The 20470-nt window shown below is 36.3% G+C and carries 19 protein-coding genes; 12 read left to right on the top strand and 7 right to left on the bottom strand.

Features of this window, described 5'->3' with window-relative positions; all coding sequences use genetic code 11:
• Positions 1-15 precede the first annotated feature (15 nt).
• The gene (locus tag BXY75_RS11240) at positions 16-492 is read left to right on the top strand and encodes a hypothetical protein (protein WP_121907848.1); all 477 of its coding nucleotides are present in this window, start codon (positions 16-18) and stop codon (positions 490-492) included.
• 247 nt (positions 493-739) lie between these two features.
• On the opposite strand, the gene BXY75_RS11235 is transcribed toward BXY75_RS11240, so the two are convergent.
• Positions 740-1579: a CvfB family protein gene (locus tag BXY75_RS11235; RefSeq protein WP_121907847.1), complete on the bottom strand. Its 840-nt coding sequence runs from the start codon at positions 1577-1579 to the stop codon at positions 740-742.
• A 190-nt stretch (positions 1580-1769) separates the two neighbouring features.
• On the opposite strand from BXY75_RS11235, the gene BXY75_RS11230 reads away from it, so the two are divergent.
• Positions 1770-2171: a SpoIIAA family protein gene (locus BXY75_RS11230; protein WP_121907846.1), complete on the top strand. Its 402-nt coding sequence runs from the start codon at positions 1770-1772 to the stop codon at positions 2169-2171.
• Between the two features lies 1 nt (position 2172).
• On the opposite strand, the gene menD is transcribed toward BXY75_RS11230, so the two are convergent.
• Genes menD through BXY75_RS11215 form a run of 3 tightly spaced genes read right to left on the bottom strand, consistent with a single transcriptional unit; the run spans position 2173 to position 5372 of the window.
• Positions 2173-3846 (bottom strand): 2-succinyl-5-enolpyruvyl-6-hydroxy-3-cyclohexene-1-carboxylic-acid synthase, encoded by a 1674-nt coding sequence (gene menD / locus BXY75_RS11225; RefSeq protein WP_121907845.1) that lies wholly within the window; start codon positions 3844-3846, stop codon positions 2173-2175.
• 31 nt (positions 3847-3877) lie between these two features.
• Positions 3878-4945 carry an isochorismate synthase gene (locus BXY75_RS11220; protein ID WP_121907844.1) on the bottom strand — a complete coding sequence of 356 codons (1068 nt, stop codon included), beginning with the start codon at positions 4943-4945 and terminating at the stop codon, positions 3878-3880.
• Between the two features lie 7 nt (positions 4946-4952).
• On the bottom strand, positions 4953-5372 hold the full coding sequence (locus BXY75_RS11215; protein ID WP_121907843.1) for a PaaI family thioesterase: 420 nt from the start codon (positions 5370-5372) through the stop codon (positions 4953-4955).
• Between the two features lie 43 nt (positions 5373-5415).
• On the opposite strand from BXY75_RS11215, the gene BXY75_RS11210 reads away from it, so the two are divergent.
• The 5 genes from BXY75_RS11210 to BXY75_RS11190 all read left to right on the top strand — a co-directional run bounded on the left by BXY75_RS11210 (position 5416) and on the right by BXY75_RS11190 (position 10221).
• Positions 5416-6063 carry an alpha/beta hydrolase gene (locus BXY75_RS11210; RefSeq protein ID WP_121907842.1) on the top strand — a complete coding sequence of 216 codons (648 nt, stop codon included), beginning with the start codon at positions 5416-5418 and terminating at the stop codon, positions 6061-6063.
• Positions 6064-6157: 94 nt separating this feature from the next.
• A complete protein-coding gene (locus tag BXY75_RS11205; protein WP_121907841.1) occupies positions 6158-6865 on the top strand; it encodes a leucine-rich repeat domain-containing protein in 708 nt (235 codons plus the stop codon).
• A gap of 239 nt (positions 6866-7104) precedes the next feature.
• Complete coding sequence (locus BXY75_RS11200; RefSeq protein WP_121907840.1) at positions 7105-7821, top strand: hypothetical protein; 717 nt, start codon at positions 7105-7107, stop codon at positions 7819-7821.
• The gene (locus BXY75_RS11195) at positions 7800-9248 is read left to right on the top strand and encodes a caspase family protein (RefSeq protein ID WP_121907839.1); all 1449 of its coding nucleotides are present in this window, start codon (positions 7800-7802) and stop codon (positions 9246-9248) included. Before BXY75_RS11200 ends, BXY75_RS11195 begins: the two co-directional genes overlap by 22 nt.
• Positions 9249-9255: 7 nt before the next feature.
• Positions 9256-10221: a toll/interleukin-1 receptor domain-containing protein gene (locus BXY75_RS11190; protein WP_121907838.1), complete on the top strand. Its 966-nt coding sequence runs from the start codon at positions 9256-9258 to the stop codon at positions 10219-10221.
• Positions 10222-10566: 345 nt separating this feature from the next.
• Here the strand turns inward: BXY75_RS11190 and BXY75_RS11185 are convergent, their stop codons facing one another.
• Complete coding sequence (locus BXY75_RS11185; protein WP_121907837.1) at positions 10567-11529, bottom strand: lipid A deacylase LpxR family protein; 963 nt, start codon at positions 11527-11529, stop codon at positions 10567-10569.
• Positions 11530-11759: 230 nt separating this feature from the next.
• Here BXY75_RS11185 and BXY75_RS11180 point away from each other — a divergent pair, with 230 nt between their 5' ends.
• Positions 11760-12296 (top strand): acyltransferase, encoded by a 537-nt coding sequence (locus BXY75_RS11180; protein WP_170152886.1) that lies wholly within the window; start codon positions 11760-11762, stop codon positions 12294-12296.
• A 3-nt stretch (positions 12297-12299) separates the two neighbouring features.
• On the opposite strand, the gene BXY75_RS11175 is transcribed toward BXY75_RS11180, so the two are convergent.
• Positions 12300-13577: a carboxypeptidase-like regulatory domain-containing protein gene (locus tag BXY75_RS11175; protein WP_121907835.1), complete on the bottom strand. Its 1278-nt coding sequence runs from the start codon at positions 13575-13577 to the stop codon at positions 12300-12302.
• 244 nt (positions 13578-13821) lie between these two features.
• Here BXY75_RS11175 and BXY75_RS11170 point away from each other — a divergent pair, with 244 nt between their 5' ends.
• The 4 genes from BXY75_RS11170 to BXY75_RS11155 all read left to right on the top strand — a co-directional run bounded on the left by BXY75_RS11170 (position 13822) and on the right by BXY75_RS11155 (position 18129).
• Positions 13822-14016 (top strand): cold-shock protein, encoded by a 195-nt coding sequence (locus BXY75_RS11170; RefSeq protein ID WP_121907834.1) that lies wholly within the window; start codon positions 13822-13824, stop codon positions 14014-14016.
• A gap of 121 nt (positions 14017-14137) precedes the next feature.
• Positions 14138-15796 (top strand): alpha/beta fold hydrolase, encoded by a 1659-nt coding sequence (locus tag BXY75_RS11165; protein ID WP_121907833.1) that lies wholly within the window; start codon positions 14138-14140, stop codon positions 15794-15796.
• A 55-nt stretch (positions 15797-15851) separates the two neighbouring features.
• Positions 15852-17075 (top strand): alpha/beta hydrolase-fold protein, encoded by a 1224-nt coding sequence (locus BXY75_RS11160; protein WP_121907832.1) that lies wholly within the window; start codon positions 15852-15854, stop codon positions 17073-17075.
• A gap of 151 nt (positions 17076-17226) precedes the next feature.
• A complete protein-coding gene (locus BXY75_RS11155; RefSeq protein WP_121907831.1) occupies positions 17227-18129 on the top strand; it encodes a CAP domain-containing protein in 903 nt (300 codons plus the stop codon).
• 321 nt (positions 18130-18450) lie between these two features.
• On the opposite strand, the gene dnaK is transcribed toward BXY75_RS11155, so the two are convergent.
• Positions 18451-20361 carry a molecular chaperone DnaK gene (gene dnaK, locus BXY75_RS11150; protein WP_121907830.1) on the bottom strand — a complete coding sequence of 637 codons (1911 nt, stop codon included), beginning with the start codon at positions 20359-20361 and terminating at the stop codon, positions 18451-18453.
• Between the last annotated feature and the right edge of the window lie 109 nt (positions 20362-20470).

Below are 20470 nucleotides of genomic sequence, written 5' to 3'. Positions count from 1 at the left end.
GTTATGTATTGTGTGATGAAAAAACAATTGCTACTTCTTTTAATGATGTTGCCTATACTAGCTATTGGGCAATACGATTTTGATACTCGTTATTTTACCATTAATGCTACCTCATTGACCGAAGCACCAAGCTTTGATCCAATTTTAAAAACACTGGAAGGAAGTGTTGAAAATTCGTCAACATTTACGTTGGATGCAACTCCAACATTTGCTGAAACACTTAACTCACTTAGAATTAGTTCTACTAATTATTGGGAACCAGTTGATATGATGAATGCCGTTACTACTACAACAAGTTATATCACTAAAACATTGGAAGTAGAACCAAAAGATAGTAATAGATTTGGATTTAGCGGTTACAGCGCAGATGCTTCTTCTAAAGTAAAAAATACAGTTTATGTTGAAGTGAGAGGTTTAGATTTACTAGATCCCTGTCCGCCTTACGGAATTTGTCCCAGATGCGCTCCGTATCGCTATAGCAGAGGGTATTAGTGATTGGTGATTGGTGATTGGTGATTGGTGATTGGTGATTGGTGATTGGTGAAAAATCAAATAAATGAGGTAGCAGGTATTATAATTAGAATACTTTGTCACTTCGAGTGATTTTAGAATGACTAGAAGGAATTATAATCCCGATGCTTCGGGAGTATCGAGAAGAGGCTTTAGGCAAATTGGAATTTTTTAAATAATATAATTTTTCTTCTATCAATCAAAAAATCCAACCATCTAATAATCCAAATTAATCTTTCGAGAGCAATTCAATACCATCTTCTTTAATTACAATCTGCTTATCCTTATATAGGGTTCCAATGGCTTTCTTAAAACTTTTCTTACTCATACCCAGTTCATTTTTAATTGACTCAGGATCCGATTTGTCATGCAATGGGAGAAAACCTCCAACCGCTTTTAATTCGTCCATGATAAAATTTGCATTGGGCTCAATACTTTTATATCCGGGAGTTTGTAGTACAACATCAATTTTATTATCATGACGTATCTTCTTTATAAAAGCCTTCATTCTATCACCGGTACGTATGTCTTCAAAAATATCCTCAATATAAATTAGACCTTTGTGAACACCATTAATAATAACATTCGCGCCTTTTTCAGTAAGGTGGGTAACTAAGATATTCACTTCGTCATAAGCAGCAACCGTTAGTTCATCATTTTGAACAAATCGATTAGTTTTACTAGATCCTACAAGGCGATTTGTTATGTCATCCAAATATAAATAGACAATATACCAATTCCCAGATTTCATAGGTCTGGCCTGCTCTTTAAAAGGAACAAAGAGTTGTTTTTCAAGTCCCCAATCCATAAAAGCTCCAAATTCATTTACATCACTACAGTGTAAGTATCCAAAACTGTTAAGCAATAAAAACGGCTCCAATGTTGTAGCAATTGGACGTTCTTCGTTATCCAAATACACAAAAACTTCTAGCTCATCGCCAATTCTAAACTCCTCCGGTTTGTATTTATGCGGTAGCAAAACCACATTCTCATCATCATCGCCTAAATATAGTCCAGGATCTGTCTCTCTAAGGATTGCAAGTGTATTGTATTCACCAGTTTTTATCATAAATGCAAAGATACATATTTCAGAAATCAATCTATATGAAAGCTAATCTCATTATTTATCTTTAGAATTAGAGCAATATTCTGTTTCTTCATCGATATAATTTACGTATAATCGAAAATACGGGCGGTTAATCGATTAAGCAGTAAACTGTTGTAGGAATTTACTACATTTGAATTCCAAATTATTCATTATGCTTGACATCTCGAATTCTACAATGGTAATCGAACCATTAAAAGTACTTGACACCGAAATAGGTGAGATCAAAATATACGATAATCTTATTATTATGGAAGGTAAAGAAGATTCCTTGTTCTCATTTCGTACCGGTATTTTTATCCTACTGAATTTAATTAGCCAGGTAGGAATTCGTCCCGTGGTATATATTTCAAATAGGGTGAATAATTATTCGGTAGACCCGAACGATTACAAATACCTGGAAATGATTCCCAATCTAAAAGGAATCGCCGTGGTGAGTTACTCCGACTGGGCAAAAAATGCTGCCAAATTAGAGAAGCGGTTTTATAAAAAACCTTTTGAAACTTTCGGATCATTAGATGAAGCAAAAGAATGGGCTTCTAGCCTTTTAGAATAAACTAATTTGGTGTCGCAATATATTTAAAGTAGTCCAGCAATATTTTATCATTTACTTCGGAAGGCGTAAAAATCTCTAATAACATTGGTTTTTCGGAAGCCTCGAAAAAATCTTCAAAGGCTGTCCCTACAGTATTTTCGTCATTTGCCATCTTATAATCAATGCCGTACATACTGCATAGATGCTTAGCAGAAAGTGAATGTCTGGTCTCAAAAAACTCATTAAAATGTGAAGTTTCCTTCGCCCCCGGAAGGATTCTAAATATACCTCCTCCACCGTTATTAACAACGATCATTCGAAAGTTTGCAGGAATATAATTGTTCCATAATGCGTTGCTATCGTACAAAAAGCTCAAATCACCACTAATTAAAACACAGGGTAACTCTGACGCTCTTGCTGCTCCAATCGCTGTACTTGTACTTCCATCTATTCCACTTGTCCCTCTGTTGCAAAATACCATTTGATCATTGTCAAATTCGAACAACTGCGAGTATCTTATTGTTGCACTATTACTTAGTTGTAATTGTAATTGCTTCGGAAGTGCCTCGATTACCAAGGAAAATACTTTAAAATCGGAAAACGGAATTTCTTTCAAATACTTCTTATGCAGCTCCAGTCGATATTTCCGAAGCTCTTGCCAATATATTCTATACGAACTAGACACAATATCTACATGAGGTAAAAACTTTTTGAGAAAAACATTAGCCTTCGTTTTAAAATGCTTCTTTAAAGCAAAATAGGTATCGTAGGCTTTATATGAATCCACATGCCAGTGTTCGTCGGGCGCGTAATTCCTTAAAAACACCTTTATTTTTTTTGAAACTACCATCCCACCAAAAGTGAGCAGTAATTCGGGGCGTAATTTTTGAAATTCAAACTCGCCCAGAGGTGCTATTAACTGATCGATAGATGGAAAAAAGTTAGGATGATGTAAATTTGAAGTGGTTTCGGTCAAAACTATAACACTTTCATCCTCCGCTAATTTGTAAATGAATTCTTCTTCAATACTCCCCGGAGTCAAAACCCCAACCAAAATCATTTTTCGTTTCGCATCATTCCATTTATTAGCAAATGCTGTAAGATCTTCTTCAAAACTTTCCGAAGTCAACCTAAAGAGCATATTCTGCGGTTGTAACATAAGTTCGGAAGTCGTACCATAAAGTGGCTCCGAAAATGGTGCATTTATATGTACAGGTCCCTTTTGATGAATTGCCGTTCGCAAAGCATCGTGAATGATCTCCTCATTATACGCCTGATGCGAACTTCCTTCTATGCAATTCGCGTTAAACAAAATATGATTTCCGAAAACATTTTCCTGTTGGATGGTCTGTCCGTCGCCAATTTCAATAAGATGAGCAGGTCTGTCAGCAGATATGATCACCAGTGGAATATTGCTATAAAAAGCTTCAGCGACTGCGGGAAAATAATTTAATAAGGCCGAACCCGAAGTACAAATCAAAGCGGTAGGTTTCTTTAATTGTTGTGCTAATCCTAAGGCAAAAAAAGCGGCACAACGTTCGTCTACGATGCTAAAATTCTTGAAGTCCTCATGTTCAGTGAACCCTATTGTGAGTGCCGCATTACGAGATCCGGGTGAGATGACGATATGATCTATACCGGCAGCCAAACATAATTGAGTAATCGTTTGTGAGAGAATTTTATTTGAATACTTCATTCGTGTTAAAGGTACAAATTGTAGAACATTTTTACAGCGAAGGGTGAACTACCTGTAGCATGGTTTGTAATTTATTGCAGGTTTCCTGCCATTCATCTTCCGGTACAGATTCGGATATAATACCTCCACCAACATATAACTTAGCCATGCTTCCTTCTATCTTCATACATCGTAAATTCACGAATAACTGTGAATCGCAAGTTACAGGGCTTACCGGACCAATAAATCCTGTGTAAAAATCGCGCTCATATCCTTCATGATTCATAATAAATTTACGGGCTAAAATCTTGGGGGAACCACAGACTGCCGGTGTAGGATGTAAAGCAGCAGCGATGGTAGTTAAAGTTGCTTTTCCATTTTTTAAGACACCTGTAATGTCTGTGCGCAAATGGGCTAATGTACCTGCATGATACGTATAAGTTTTAGAAAGTTTTACCACAGCGGTCACCTTCTGTAAATTTGTGGTGATCGCATCTGTCACTAATTGCTGTTCTGTAATATCCTTAGTGGTCCAATCTGGAATTTGATTTTTTGCAATTTTTCTAGTCCCTGCCAAAGCCATAGTGCTAAACGATAATCCTGATATTTTTACCAAAACTTCAGGGCTCGCACCGCACCAAAGTCCCGTATTGGGATGGTACCACATATAGCGAAAAGCTGAAGGATATAATGATAAAAGACGTCGTGCGATGGCTGTGATATTTACATTTTTGAGAGAAATCTCTTTTTTTCTGGAAACGACTATTTTTTGAATTCTCTCCGTTCTCAACGCATTTTTAGCTTCAGAAACTAACTTTAAATGTCGGGCATGATCAGCTAAAGATTCTTTAATTTGTATTTCTTCTTTTTGAATATCTTCTAGTACAAATGCCGTTTCTATTTTTTCTGAGGCATTTTCCGGAATAAAGTAAGTAAGTCGCTCAGTATCGAATGGAGCCATAATCATCCCTGCTTCTGTAAAGGACTTTGTGGTAAAGATTTCGTCTGTATTCTGAAACAAGCTGCTTATCACATTACTGCCGGGCAATGAGTAAATTGTAAATGGCTTATTGTCTTTATAATGATTTTCAATTTTCTGAAAGAGTTGAACTATTTCCATGTTCCAGTTAATTACGTAACGTAAGTGTAGTTAGTTTTACCAGCGAAACCAATTGACCAATTTCGTTTGTGATTCGGATTTGCCATAACTGAGTGGTACGCCCCATATGAAGGACTGTAGCATGTGCATAAACAAAACCATCCACAACACTTTTTACATGATTGGCAGCTATCTCTATACCCCTAATTTTCACATCCTTGGCGTCTAAAAATATAAAAGCGCCTGCGCTTCCAACACTTTCTGCTAAAGCAACTGAAGCCCCTCCGTGTAAAACACCATCGGGCTGATGAACTCTGGGAGTAACCGGCATTCTGGCTACAATTGTATCTTCGGTAACATCAACAAATTCGATGGATAGAGTTTCCATAAGTGTGTTTTTACACATCTTATTACAGGCCGTTAAAATTTCGGACTTAGATAGTTTCATAGGAATAATTTACATTTGTAAAATTACAAAATGCTTATTATTTATGGCCCAGGAAAAAAAAGTTTCTTACACTACTTCTAACACTTATTGCACAGCCAATAAACTAAGTCCAAAAACGAAAAATGTATGGCTTGTTTTTCACGGTATGGGCTATCTGAGTCGTTATTTCATCAACTATTTTTCAGATCTGGACGGTGAGGAGAATTTTATTATTGCGCCTCAGGCACCATCCAAATATTATCTAGGGTCGAAGTTTAAACATGTAGGAGCTTGCTGGTTAACAAAAGAAAACACCGAAGAAGACACCATAAACGTTCTCAAGTATATAGATGAGGTGTTCGCTTCAGAAAAACCCGAGAACATGCCTAACTTCATCATTCTGGGTTACTCTCAGGGAGTATCTATCGCTATGCGATGGATGGCAAGTCGAAAAATTAATTGTAATCATCTGGTATTGCATTCGGGAGGCATTCCGAAGGAATTAAAAAAAGAAGACTTTACATACTTAAGTAAGTCAACAAAAGTGACTTATCTCTTCGGCAATAAAGATGAGTACATAACTGAAGCACGAAAAACTGAAGAAACATTAAAAGGATCCGGACTTTTCGGGAATCGAGTCAAAACAGTACAATTTGAAGGTGTTCACGAGGTAAATCGGACATATTTGAAAATGCTTTCTAAAGAAAAGTAGTACAAATAAGTGCATTTCATCGAATAAATTTGCATATCATCAAACAAAGTTTTTAATTTACATTGTTTTGTAGGAAAAAACTTAACCTGACGATATGAAAAAATTCTTAATCACTTCCGCCTTCGCATTTAGCGCATTTCTTGTAACAGCTCAAGTAAGTGAACAACAAAAAGAAGCCTTATTAGATATTTACGTAGCTACTCAAGGTGAAAACTGGGTAAATACCTGGGATGTTAACCAACCTGTTGATCAATGGTACGGAGTTTTAGTAAAAAATGATAAGGTAGTTTCTTTAAACCTTATGTTTAACAATATGGTTGGTAGTTTACCTTCTTCCATATCAAATTTAACGGATTTACAAACGCTAGAATTATCCTTCAACGAATTGAATGGCGAAATTCCTGCAGCTATTGGTGATCTTAATGAACTTAAGTTATTGGCACTAAACGGAAACAACTTAACTGGTAATATTCCAGCATCTCTAGGGAATGTACAAACATTAACAGAGTTACATTTAAGCAGCAATCAACTTGAAGGTCAATTACCTACTTCTTTAAGCAACTTAACTAAACTTGAACTTCTAAATGTATTTGATAATAAACTAACTGGAACTTTGCCACTTGGATTGGCACATTCTAAAAATTTGCAGCAAATTGTGATTGCTGAAAATGAAATTATTGATACAGAAGGATATGCCTCATTACTCTTATTTAAATCTGAGACTGAGTTTAAAAATTCTAATCCACTCAATCCATCAGCTAAAACTATTATAGCTAGCGAAACGAGTGATGATGAAAATTAATTACTAATTCATAATTTTTTGTTTTTATTGGTTTAAAGCGATTCTGAAAAGAGTCGCTTTTTTTATGCTAATTATTTATCGGTTTACTATATAATCGAAATATGGGTAATAAATATTTGCTTACCTTTAATATTAATAATCAACTATCTAATTATTTTAACTTAACCTTTATGCTTTCGAGGATAGAAATTCTATATAGAGTTTCTATTCATGTAATGTAAATCTCACATCTACAAACCATGAAAACTTATGCTCGCTTTCTAGCTTCCATAGCCTTCATTTGTTTATTAATAACATTAGTAAGTTGCCCATCAAATAGTTTATCCTCGCCAATTGATGATGTCGGTAGTATTGATGTTCCAAAATTTCCATGGCCCCCTCCTAATGCCTCAGCAAAAAAAGATTTACCCAATGAAGTATTTTCGAATGCCATTTATTTTAAAGATGTCGATAGTATTATTTCTACCGCTTTAGAAAATAATGGGTATGTTGACCGAAGCTATTTTACAGTGCCTTCCGAAGAAAACTTAGGATTCGTAATAGTTACACAGATGGAGCAAATAAATACGGACGCCACTTCTAAGCCAGAAAAATCTCGATGGAATACAACCCTCGAAGTTGAAGACATAAGTTTAAGTGATTATTTAAAAGCGATCTTCTTTTCTGAAAAAGGCTATTACAGGGTTATCGTGTTTGTAGTTACCGACCTTCCTTTTCAACAAACCGGAGAAATTGTCGAGAGAGAGACAGCTCTTTCCTGGCTACAGATAGGAACCAATAAACTCCCCGATTCTGTCTGTTATACACCTTATAACGATGCATATACAGTAACCGCCCTTATTTATGAGTACGAATTAAAAGAAAACGAAGATGCTGCAGCACTTCAAAAACCAAGTAAACATACCGGTAAAACACATCTGCTTAAATCGAAACTATGGGACGAGATTGCAAAGTAACACTATTGGATTTTCCGCATCTGAGAATCATATTGAGCATCGTTTTTATATCACTATTGTCGTCAATACTTCTCGCACAACCCTCTAAAAACGATACAGTTGGAACCAATCAAAATGTCGCATTACTTATTGCAAACGAAAACTATAAAAGAGGTTTGGACGTTCCAGGAGCCATTGACAATGTGCGTATCCTTAAAGATAGTTTAGTTAAGGTTGGATTGAACGTTACCATGCTTATTAATGCATCCCAAAAAGAAATTCTAAACGCCATTGATCAATTCAATATTAATTCGGCAGCTGTCAGTTACTCTTTGTTTTACTATGAGGGTCACACCGCGACTATAAATAATACTACCTATCTTTTACCCATTGAAACCAAAGGGAAAAGCGAAAAACAATTAATAGCTTCTGGCATCGCATTAGAGTCGATTTTTCAAAAAGAGGAAGGCAATACTCCACGCATCATAATAATAAACGGATGCTTCAGAAGCAATTTTAAATATCTGAAAGAATTATCCAAAGAAACAAAGTGTTATGGCTTTCCTAATAATTTTTCGGGTTACAATCACCTTGCGTTTATTACTCCAACAGTGAACACCATTGTCTCCGAAAAAGTAAAAAGTAGTGGCTTTGCACCCTTGCTATCTACTACCATCTCTAAAAATCGATATATTAAGAAATCCTTACATTATACAAGTACTTGGTTGCCTTACGTAAAGAATTCGAATGAAGACATCATCTCCTCAAATGCAATGAATACATATATGACTTGGGGTGGTATAAAAGACGATGTGGATTTTTTGCCCAGTTTTTTAGAAGCATTTCCATGGCCTCCTCCAAAGGCTTCAGAGAGAACAGTAATAAATCGGGATATATTTAAGGGATGCCAAAACTTCAAAGATGTAGATGATATACTTTACAAAGTACTCAATACTAATGGCTATGACGGAAAAGGATATTACTTAATAATGCCAGAAGCTGATAAAGTACAGGGGTTTGCTATCGCTACACGAATCGAGCAGATCAATACGGACGGAACACCTAAGGAAAGTCCTGATAGATGGCGAACGAGTTGGAGAGAAAATAGTTTTAGTCCCTTTCAATATCTAAAATCAATTTTTCTTCCAGAAAAGGGATACTTCAGGGTTATAGTGTTTGTAATTACAGATCTATCTGTCAAAACCACTAATTCCTCACCAAGTAGAGATACCTCCTTAGCGTGGGTCGCTGAGGGTGGTTCTGTATTGCCTGCCGTTATTGGCGCTTACGATTTTACGGAAGATTTTAATGTGACCGCATTGATCTATGAATATGAGGTTCCAGAAAATAATGAGTCTGCAATCTTAGTTGCTCCAAGTTCCATTACCGGAAAAACACATCTTCTAAAGGCAAATCTCTGGACAATACAACAACTAACCAAAGACTAATAGACAAATGAAAAAAAAATTAATAACCACATTTTCTATCGGATTTATCATTCTCTTTATTACAATGATCCTTCAAACCATAATTGGAAATAAATACCCGGACGGAAAAATTATTGCTTGGCTATGGCTACTTGTGTTATATATCCCCTTATTGTATCTAACTTTTCAGATAAAAAGTAAATACAAAATAAAAGTAAACGGATTAATGCTGCTCAGTGTTTTATACGTCTGTGCAACTTTGTTAGTCATTTTATTACAACCTATGGCACTTAAAGAAGGTAATATGTCATTTCTGGATACCCTAAAAATATCACTACTTTTTTTACTTCCACTCGCTATTTTCCTCGGAATTATTATTTGGAAAAAAATCCTTCAGAAACAACCAAAATCAGCTACAGACGACGTAATTCCTGAAAACCCCATAGTATTTATTTCATATAATCACGGTGATAGTGATGTCGCGATAAAAATTCACGATGCATTAGAAGCTGCAAATATTGAAGTTATTATAGACCGTGAAGAAATGAAAGCCGGTGCAGACATAAAAGAATTTATACAAAATTGTGTGAAGGAAAGTAATGTGACCTTATCCTTGGTTTCAAATAAAAGTCTGCGCTCTGCATGGGTTGCTATGGAAACTACGAACACCTTCTTTTTAGAGGCCTACACTCCACAAAAAAAATTCATAGCATGTTTTCTCGACGATGATTTCTTTCAGTCAGATTTTACCTTAAAAGCTATTGACGACATCGATAAGCAGATCAAAGAAAATCAGGCACTTATTCCTAAATATCATGAAAAGATGCTGGATACACGAGATTTAAACAATCAGAATACACGCTTACTTTCTCTTCGGAATAATCTTGATGAAATAATTCGAAGGTTACGTGAAAGTCTATGTTTGGATGTAAGAGAGGATAAATTTGAAGCTAGCATGAAGCAACTTATCGCTACTCTCAATGCTGAAGAATAGTAATTATACTAAAAAAGCGATTGGGAGAGGAATCGCTTTTTTTATCAACTAATAACTAACTAAATTTTTCTGTAAGAAATCCGTTTCACAATAGAAGGTTGCAGTTTTCCTATGGTTTTGGTTTCTTGTTTAAAGCTTAATCGTCAAGTCAAAATGTTTCTTTTTAGTGAGATCGTCTACCGAAGTTTACTTTATGTTTCATTTTGAAAGTCTACAGCTTTACATCTTTATATACCCACCCACTCTAATTTGTTACCCTTATTTCGGAAAAAATAAAAAAATAGTATATAATTCCTTTGTACTATAAGGTTTGAAAACTTTAATAATGATATTGTTTAATAGACTTTAAAAGGTAAAACCAACCCGTATTCCACCCCATTTCGCAGGCTTTCCGAAATCGAATTCACGGCTGATTGTAGTTCTGGAATACTCAAAATAAAGTGTCCGTGTTTTTAAAACCAGTCCATAATTAAACTGTGTAGTAATTCGTTCAATATCTTCGGAAGCTATGGTATAAGGGCTTTCTCTATTAAATAAACCTCCTTGAAGCGTGGCATCGTATCCAATTGCGTTCACCAACGGTTGCATATTGAGATATATCTGAAAGGTTTTTTGTTGTGCTTCGGAAGAATATGGATTTTCTATTAAACCTATGGTAGTATTAAACCCTACTGAAGCATTCGTGTATAATGTGCCAAGTTTCAAACCTACATTCGAATGCAAAGCAAATAGATTTCTATATCGAAAGAATTCCTTTTCAAAATCAACCTGATAATTAAGCACCACATCGTTCTTTATTTGATTGCGCCATCCAAATGGAATCTTATTCCCAGTTGCCTCATGAATCCCTTTCTGCATTTCTTCTCCAAAAGCACCGGGACCTATAATCCCCAAACTTAATGCCGAAACAAATCTGCTTTTATTAACTGTGTCGTTTGCAATGGAAAAGCTCTTAAGCATAATAGCCGCAGCAAAAGGCCTATCTGAAGATTGGATTTCTGGACTCACAATATTTTTAGGTGTAAACCCAATATGCTCTACCGAAATGCAATATTTTACTTCGGAATTGCCAGGTTTATAAAAAAGGTAATTAATAGGATTTTTCCGAAGAAATGGCGCTACCAGTTCGAAGCTATATCCTTGAGTGTAATTTTTATCTGTAGCCGAGAAGTAATCATTATCATAGTTAAATCGGAAATAACTTTCACTGGCTATATCACGAAAGGAAACCATATTTTCAATCTTTTGTGCCGTAATCGATTGTACACTAAAAAAAAAGACGATCAAAGTAAAAAAACGTAGCTTCATATATATAAATACGAAACACTAGCTCTTGTGGTTTTATCGTGCATCGAAATCAAGAGTTTTAGTATCTTTATTGCTTCAGAAATGAGGGGGTTAAGTCACTCGTTAATTACCAACGACAATAAGTTTCTAAAGATCTATCGAAAGACAAACATTCAATGGCGAATAACTTCAGAAAAAAAATACTTTTTAAATGTATTGTTTATTGTCCCTCAAACAGGCTTAGAGTATTTATGTACCGTTCCTTTTTCAATTATAGGATCGGAAAAAACACCTATATCGGTAAAAGTGTCATCAACGCTAAAGAAGTGCACATAGGCGATGATGTAATTATTAAGGACCACACAAATATTTCATGCGGGCAATTAACAATAGGTAAACAAACGCGTATACTGAGTGGCAATACTATTATTGGTCAGGGTAATTTTAGTATAGGTGAAAATTCGCGCATTATCAACAATCATTTTATCGACGTCTGGAATAACGTTGCAATTGGCAATAATACCTGGTTAGCGGGTAGAGATAGTCAGTTGTGGACTCATGGCTCTATTCATACAAAAAAGGGCGACAAGAAGCTTTCAATTCAATTAGGAAACGACATCTATGTTGGGTCGAATGTCAACATTGCACCAGGTGTTGTGATTGGTGATACAAATCTCATTGGACTGGGAAGTGTAATTACTTCATCGTTTCCCGATAATAGAACGATCATTGCCGGTAACCCTTCCAAAGTGATAAAGGAAAATATTGACTGGCGTGAGAACTGGTGAAATTTAGTCCTTTTCCTTTTCAATCTTACGCTGTATTTTACTGATAGCCGATTCGATGGATTTTTCAGGTTCAATCACATTATAAGCACCCCAAAAATCAGGATCTGCAAAACCGGAGACCTCATCACTCATTATTACAGTTGGACTTAATCGTTCCCTTGATTTTACTTTCTTATTTTCCAAATTCAATTCCCAATCGGTCACTGCCATTTCAGAAGCCAGGCTATAAACCGAACTAAACCATTTTCCTTTTTGAGAAATTTTAAATGTGAGTTCAATGTTTCCGTAGCTATAATACCATTTTCCTTTATTCTCACGATAGTCTACATGATAAGAAGCAAGTAACGGATAAACACGAACATCACTCGGTTTCTTTTTCACCAGCATTTTCTCCACTGCTTGAGAATCCTCAACATTTAGATGATAATTGGCGCTTGTCAATGCCAAAGTTTCAGAATCGATAAACAAAGTTCCTTCGTATAATGGAACTGTTATTGTCTCTTTTTGTTTAAACCCAACCACGTATATATATTTTCCTTTTATAGTAGTTGGGGGTTCAAATTTAAAATCATAATCAGCGATATATTCTTCAGCAAAAATATATTCGGGATACTTCATAATATCTATAAAAAGAGTAGAGAAAGGCCCGCCCTGTAGTTTAAAGGCTACAGTATCCAATCTTCGGTAATCTGTACTTTTTCTTGCCTTATTTAGTTCTATGATGTCTTTTTTATTCGTGTTATAGGGCTGCTTATAAAGAGATACTACAGCTTCAGTTAGAGAAACATTCCTACTTCTTCGTTTAACAGTTTCCCGGTAGAAAGCCGTCATGATGTTAGGTTCCACCGGATTATTTTCTGTTTTTTTTCTAAAAACCGTACGAACAAACGATTCAACATTCTTAAATGTTACTAAATTCACCTCAGATAGGTTGGTTATCTTTGGAACCAACATTATTTTGTTGTTTTCTTTTGAAAGTGACGTTATAGTAATCTCCTTAGACGAATACCCGAGAAAACTAACGATGATAGACCCATCTGTATATTGCTCTGGAATTTTAATGATAAAATTTCCTTCGGAATTTGTCGTAACACTAATATTAGAATTCTTCACTATAATCGAAGCACTTTCCAACGGACTTCTATCATTACTGTCTTGCACGATTCCTGAAAAACTAGAGAAATTAGTCAGCTCTTGCGCTATGGATGTAAATATTGATCCTAAAGCTATACATACGGTCATTATCAAAATTCGATAATTCCATTTAATTGTTTTTTTCATGACAAAGTGATTTAGTAGAAATAGAGTTGTACTGCAGCCGTACTTTAAAGATACGACTTAACACTTTACTTTCGAAGCAATTGAAATTCAAAACAGTTAATAATAATTTTTCTTAAGTTATCTATTCTCAATTAGTGGGTCTACTCCAATATTATGATTATTAGATGTCTACACATAAACATTTCGATAATTTCATTATTATGAGAAGGAAAAAACCGAACTTGCTCTTTCTAACTAAACAGTAATTACGAGTAACGGAACAGTAAAATTTTTCAACAACGCAAAAGGTTTTGGCTTTATTTCTTTGGATTCAGATGGCAGGGATGTATTTGTACATCAATCTGGATTAGTAGACAATAATAATGAAGGAGACAAAGTAAGTTTTGAGGTTGAGTCAAGTCCGAAAGGACTAAATGCAGTCAACGTTCGAGTGATCTAAGTAATTTAACCGCTTCTTCGAAGTTAACACAGCCTATCGATATCGATGGGCTTTTTTATAAGCACACCCCAATTAAAAACTCTTATAAATTAGTATCTTACGCCATCTAATCGATACAATTATGAAACCTATTTACTTTCTTTTATTTTGCCTTATTTCATATTCTGGATTTACTCAAAGCTATTTTCAGGAAACACCCGAATACTTACCAATTGCGAATAGAGGTATGCTAACAGGTATTACAGCTACGATTTCTTATCAAGGTTATGACGAATCTCAAGCGTATTTCGGACAGGGAGAATATGAAATTTTTGCCGATAATGTAAATGGGATACTTGACAAGCCAATCATTGTCCTCGACGGTTTCGATCCGGGTGATTCCAGAGATATAACCGGATTATATAACAGCCTTGGTTTTGGCGGACAGAATATAGCTGATATTCTTAGAGATGAAGGTTTTGATATTGTGATTCTAAATGCACCACAGTATACTACCAATGGGAAAGCAATTGATGGCGGCGCAGATTATATTCAGAGAAACGCAATGGTACTGGTTGAAATGATCAACTTTATAAATGCGAATAAGGTAGGAAATGAAGAATTAGTTGTCCTAGGCCCAAGTATGGGAGGATTAATTGGTCGATACGCTTTATCTTATATGGAACAAAATAGTTTGGATCCCGAAACAAGATTATACATTTCTTTTGATTCCCCACACCGGGGTGCCAATATTCCTGTAAGCCTGCAATATCTTATTAATTATTTGGCAGATCAAATTGGTGATGCCGATGCTCAGGCAATTGTAGATAATGTATTAAACTCACCTGCCGCCAAAGAAATGCTCTTCGACCACCTTTTAGGACATTTACTGGCTGGTTCTACCTATGAGCAAGATCCGTCACAATTACTGCCAATAGGCGCACCGGGATTCAGAGATGCATTTCAGTCCGAATTAAACGCGCTAGGTTTTCCGCTACAAGTTCGGAATGTAAGTATGATCAATGGTAGTGGTAATGCAACAACCACCGGAATACCAAATGCACAGGTAATTGATACGACCTTAGACTTAGGTGCCGGAATTACAGCCGATGTGAATTTACACTTTACACCGGAAGCCGGATTATCTAATAATGTAACCGACTTTCAATCTTTCTTTGTAGGAGTTCCAGTAGGATCGTTCTCAGCCGATGCAGAGTCATTTGGGTATACCGATGGAATAGATAGTAGCCCAGGAGGAATTTCAAGTATATCTTCTGCCTTAGGTGATGGAGGTGGTAACCCGATAATACTAGCTTTTATCGCTGCCTTAGAACAGGATGATTATTCTTTTATACCAACAATTAGTTCCTTGGCAATTGACAACGAGGATGATTGGTATGCTGTGCCGGATATAGGTGGAACACATAATTCCCCCTTTGTAAATACTTTTATTCCTTCTGAAAATGAAGAACACGTAAAAGTAACGCAAGCCAATGCTCAGTTTGCCTTAGACGAAATTCGAAATGGTGTTTTAGGTGTTCAGAATAATAATTTAGACAACAAATATCTATTGGCGCAGAATCCGGTTTCAGAAGAAATTAGAATTCGCCTGAATGCATCTTATAATTACAATCAGACTGAATTAGTGGTTTACAATGTAGCCGGACAACAATTACTTTCCGAAGTTATTGAGAATCCAATTGGTGAAATTACTTTGCCTATTTCGTTAAGTTCCGGAGTTTATATGATCCAACTAAGCGATTCAGCTACAACTCAAAATATTAAATTTGTAGTGGAATAATACAACCCAAGTAAACACAGATTTTTTCAATAGCTAAATTTAAATCTCACAGAAAATGAACACTATCTTAAAGGTCGGGCTTCTTTGCCTGCTTCTTTTCTCGCAACATTCATTCGCACAACCTATTTCGATTGGAACCCGTCTGTCTTTAGAATCTGATATATTAAAAGAAGAGCGACCATTACTTATTTATCTCCCTCCCTCCTATTATTCCAATTCAGATCAGAAATTCCCGGTACTTTATATTTTGGATGGTGACTATAATTTTCAATATGTGACTGGCTTAATAGAACTGCAATCGAGTATTAGTGAAAAAATCCCAGAGATGATCGTAGTTGGAATTTCAGGTAAAGGTACTCAAGCTTACAGACGCAACTGTAAGCCGAAAATTGAAGGCGTTGAAGATAGCGGAAATGCTTCCGAAATGGTTCAATTTATCGAAAGTGAGTTGTTTCCATATATGAAAGAGAATTATAAAACGAATGACTATAGAATTCTTGGCGGACATTCAATCGGCGGACTTTTTGTGATCGATACTGCTATGGATCACCCAAGACTTTTTAATCAGTATATCGCCATCAGCCCGGCCTTGTGGTGGGCAGACAAAGCGATTCATAAAAAAGCAAAAAAGATATTTAAGGATAATCCAAATTTCAAATCAGATGTTTACGTATCCTTGGCAGATGAAAAAGGAATGGAAGTTGAACCTTTCTTAAAAATAGCAAATTCCAGTTTTAAGTTCAAGCAGTTCGAAAATGAGAATCACAATTCGGTTGGAGAACCTACTTACAAATGGGCTTTGAATACTACTTTTGAAAAATGGCAGGTAAAAAAACTATATTTTGATGGCTCAGAAGCTTTTAAGAATTACCATGTTCAAGTGATGGAAAACTTTGGGACCGACTTTAATATTCCAAATGGAATTTTAGGGTACACAAATTATACGCTGAAGAAAAATGCTTCGGAATTGGCAGCTACTAAAAAAATTGTAGCTGAAAATTATCCTGAATCCGTAGCATATTTTGATTCACTGCTCGCCGGAAACTTCATCGAAAACAAGGAGCTAGAAGAAGCTGAAGCACTTTTAATGGAAACTCTTGCAGTCTATCCACAATCATTTGAAGTATTGCAAAAGCTTTCCGAAGTTAAAGCAGCTCAAAACGATAGTACCCAAGCCAATTTATTCATCGAGCAAGCGATTGCCTATGCAGCTGTGCAAAGAGTACGACAATGGCAAATGAACGAATTGATTGAAGCTAGAGAGCTACTGAACAAGTAAAAAATCCAAACTTAGAATTACGTAAAAACACCTATATTGTTTCTTCAAATTTAGACGTAAATTTATAATAACCAAAAGGTTACGATTTAACACTATAAATTGATGGTAGATTAGATCGATAAATTTTCAACTGCTAATAATCTATATTCTGATGAAAAAAATAATCATAGCTTTCGCAATCTGCTTCAGTTTTAATTTCAATATTTCGGCACAGGAGGTTTTCCGAATCAAAAACGTCGCAACAAACACTTACTTGCTATTAAACAACGGAAATCTCACTGTATCACAGGATGATGATGAATCGGCAGCTGCTATTTGGCATTTCCTCATTAGAGAAAATGGAGAATATCGTTTCAAAAATCACGAAGATGGAAGCTATTTGAATATTGAAAATGAACAACTACAGTCTTCTTCTATCGAACACCATTGGTGGAGTCCGTTATGGGCAGTTGAAAACGTACCAGGTACTAATTATATTAGAATCCGTAGTATTTGGAAAGCCACAAGGTATCTCAACATGCAAAACGGATTGGCCTGTACCGATATACAAAGCGATTGGCAAAGCGCACTTTGGGAAAAAGAAGCTGTGGATCCATCACTCGTTTACGACCCTAATGCCAATATTCTCAACGCACAAAAGGCTTTAGACGCACACAACATTTTACGTGCAGAAGTAGGCGTTCCGGCTTTAGAGTGGTCTGAAGATCTTGCATTTAAAGCCCAATTGTGGGCAGATAAAGTGGCAAGAAAGAATGGTGGCATGCGCATTGTACTAGAACACGGAGATTCCGGCGAAAACATTGCTAGCGGATTTGTTACTGGAGACCCTCCAGAGACACGTATTTTTAACGGTTGGGGTGAAAATGAAAAACCAAATTTTAATCCGGCAACCCGGAAATGTTATGAAGGCAAGGTGTGTGGACATTACACACAGATTGTTTGGAGAAAAACCACCAAAGTTGGTTGCGGTGTGGGTGTTAATAAAAACGGTGAGTATATTTTGGTTTGCAACTACGACCCAAAAGGGAATTTTAACCGAGAGGCGGCTTTTTGAGAGTTATTTGAATGAGAAAAAGCCATCCTTCCACCGCGTGCCCAGAAGAAATAGTGGTGGCACGAGGAAGATAATAAGGTTTCATATCAATTCAAAGTCTCCCTTTGAAGGGAGATATAGAGGGATATTTTATAACTTAAAATTTTCGAGATACTTAAATTCAACAATGTCCCGAATATTTAAAAAACCCTAAGTAAAGCATACACTAAACAAATAAAAAAAGCCCTGCAAATTGCAGGGCTTTTTTTATTATTAAGATACTTCGACTACGCTCAGTATAAGCGACCTCTAAAGATTTACGTTGTAAATCTAAGAGTCTGCTTACTTTACTTCTTCGAAATCTACGTCTTCAACATCGGCATTCTCATCGGTAGATGAAGTTCCGGCGTCTCCTGCAGGTTCACCACCTTCAGGTGCTCCTTGACCATCGGCCTGAGCTTTGTACATTTCTTCAGAAGCTACCTTCCAAGCTTCGTTGATCTTATCCAACGCTGGTTGAATAGTTTCAACTTCCTTAGTTTCGTAAGCTTTCTTCAATTCTTCAAGAGCAGCTTCGATTGGTGCTTTCTTATCATCAGATAATTTCTCACCAAACTCCTTAAGTTGCTTTTCAGTTTGGAAAATCATTCCATCTGCTTCATTCAACTTATCAGCTTTTTCTTTCACAGTTTTATCTGCTTCTGCATTTGCTTCAGCTTCCTGCTTCATCTTCTTGATTTCTTCTTCGGTTAAACCAGAAGAAGCTTCAATACGAATATCCTGAGATTTGTTAGTAGCCTTATCAGTAGCACTTACTTTAATGATACCATTAGCATCAATATCGAAAGTAACTTCAACCTGAGGTACTCCTCTTTGTGCTGGTGGAATTCCATCTAAATGGAAACGACCAATTGTCTTGTTATCCGGCGCCATTGGGCGCTCACCTTGAAGTACGTGGATCTCAACACTTGGCTGATTGTCGGCCGCTGTAGAGAATACTTGTGACTTCTTAGTAGGGATGGTTGTATTCGATTCAATAAGTTTGGTCATTACACCACCCATTGTTTCAATTCCAAGAGATAATGGAGTTACATCTAGCAACAATACATCTTTTACATCTCCTGTTAATACTCCTCCTTGAATCGCAGCACCTACGGCTACAACCTCATCTGGATTTACACCTTTGTTAGGCGCTTTTCCGAAGAACTTCTCAACCGCATCCTGAACAGCAGGAATACGAGTCGATCCACCAACAAGAATGATTTCATCGATATCAGATTTCTTAAGACCTGCAGCTTTCAAAGCAGTTTCACAAGGCTTTATTGTTCTTTTAACCAAGTCGTCGATCAATTGCTCAAACTTCGCTTTAGTCAACGTTTTCACTAAATGCTTAGGTCCGCTAGCGGTAGCCGTTACATAAGGTAAGTTGATTTCAGTTTGTGCAGCAGAAGACAATTCAATTTTTGCTTTCTCAGCAGCTTCTTTCAAACGTTGAAGTGCCATTGGGTCTTTTCTAAGATCCATGTTTTCTTCAGTTTGAAATTCATCAGCCAACCAGTTAATGATTTTTTGATCCACATCATCACCACCTAAGTGTGTATCACCATCGGTAGATAATACTTCAAATACACCATCACCTAATTCAAGGATAGATACATCATGCGTACCACCACCAAAATCGAATACTACGATTTTCTGGTCAATACCTTTTTTGTCCATACCGTATGCAAGTGCTGCAGCAGTAGGTTCGTTGATAATTCTACGAACTGTAAGTCCGGCGATTTCACCAGCTTCTTTAGTTGCGTGTCTCTGACTGTCATTAAAGTATGCTGGAACAGTAATAACTGCTTCAGTTACTGTTTGACCTAAATAGTCTTCAGCCGTTTTTTTCATTTTCTGAAGAATCATCGCACTCAATTCCTGAGGCGTGTACATTCTTCCATCGATATCTACACGAGCCGTATCGTTATCACCTTTAACTACTTTAAAAGCAGCGCGATCCGCCTCATTTTTAGATTCCGAAAACTTATTCCCCATAAATCTCTTTATAGAAGATATAGTTTTAGTTGGGTTGGTCACGGCTTGTCTTTTAGCAGGATCCCCAACTTTAATTTCTCCACCTTCTACAAAAGCAATTACAGAAGGAGTTGTTCTTTTACCTTCGGCATTAGGAATTACAGTTGGCTCGCTACCTTCCATAACAGCCACACAAGAATTGGTTGTTCCTAAGTCGATTCCAATTATTTTACTCATAGTGTTATAATTATATGTTTTATTGATTCTATTTTTATTTACGAGTTGTATATGGCAATCTTTATGCCACTAGAAATATTCTGACAGGTTGTCAGAATGCGCTATTCAG

The sequence above is a fragment of the Ulvibacter antarcticus genome (assembly GCF_003688405.1).
In the GTDB taxonomy this organism is placed as follows: domain Bacteria; phylum Bacteroidota; class Bacteroidia; order Flavobacteriales; family Flavobacteriaceae; genus Ulvibacter; species Ulvibacter antarcticus.
Note: the sequence above shows the minus strand (reverse complement) of the source record. Positions and strands in the feature narration are given on the sequence as shown.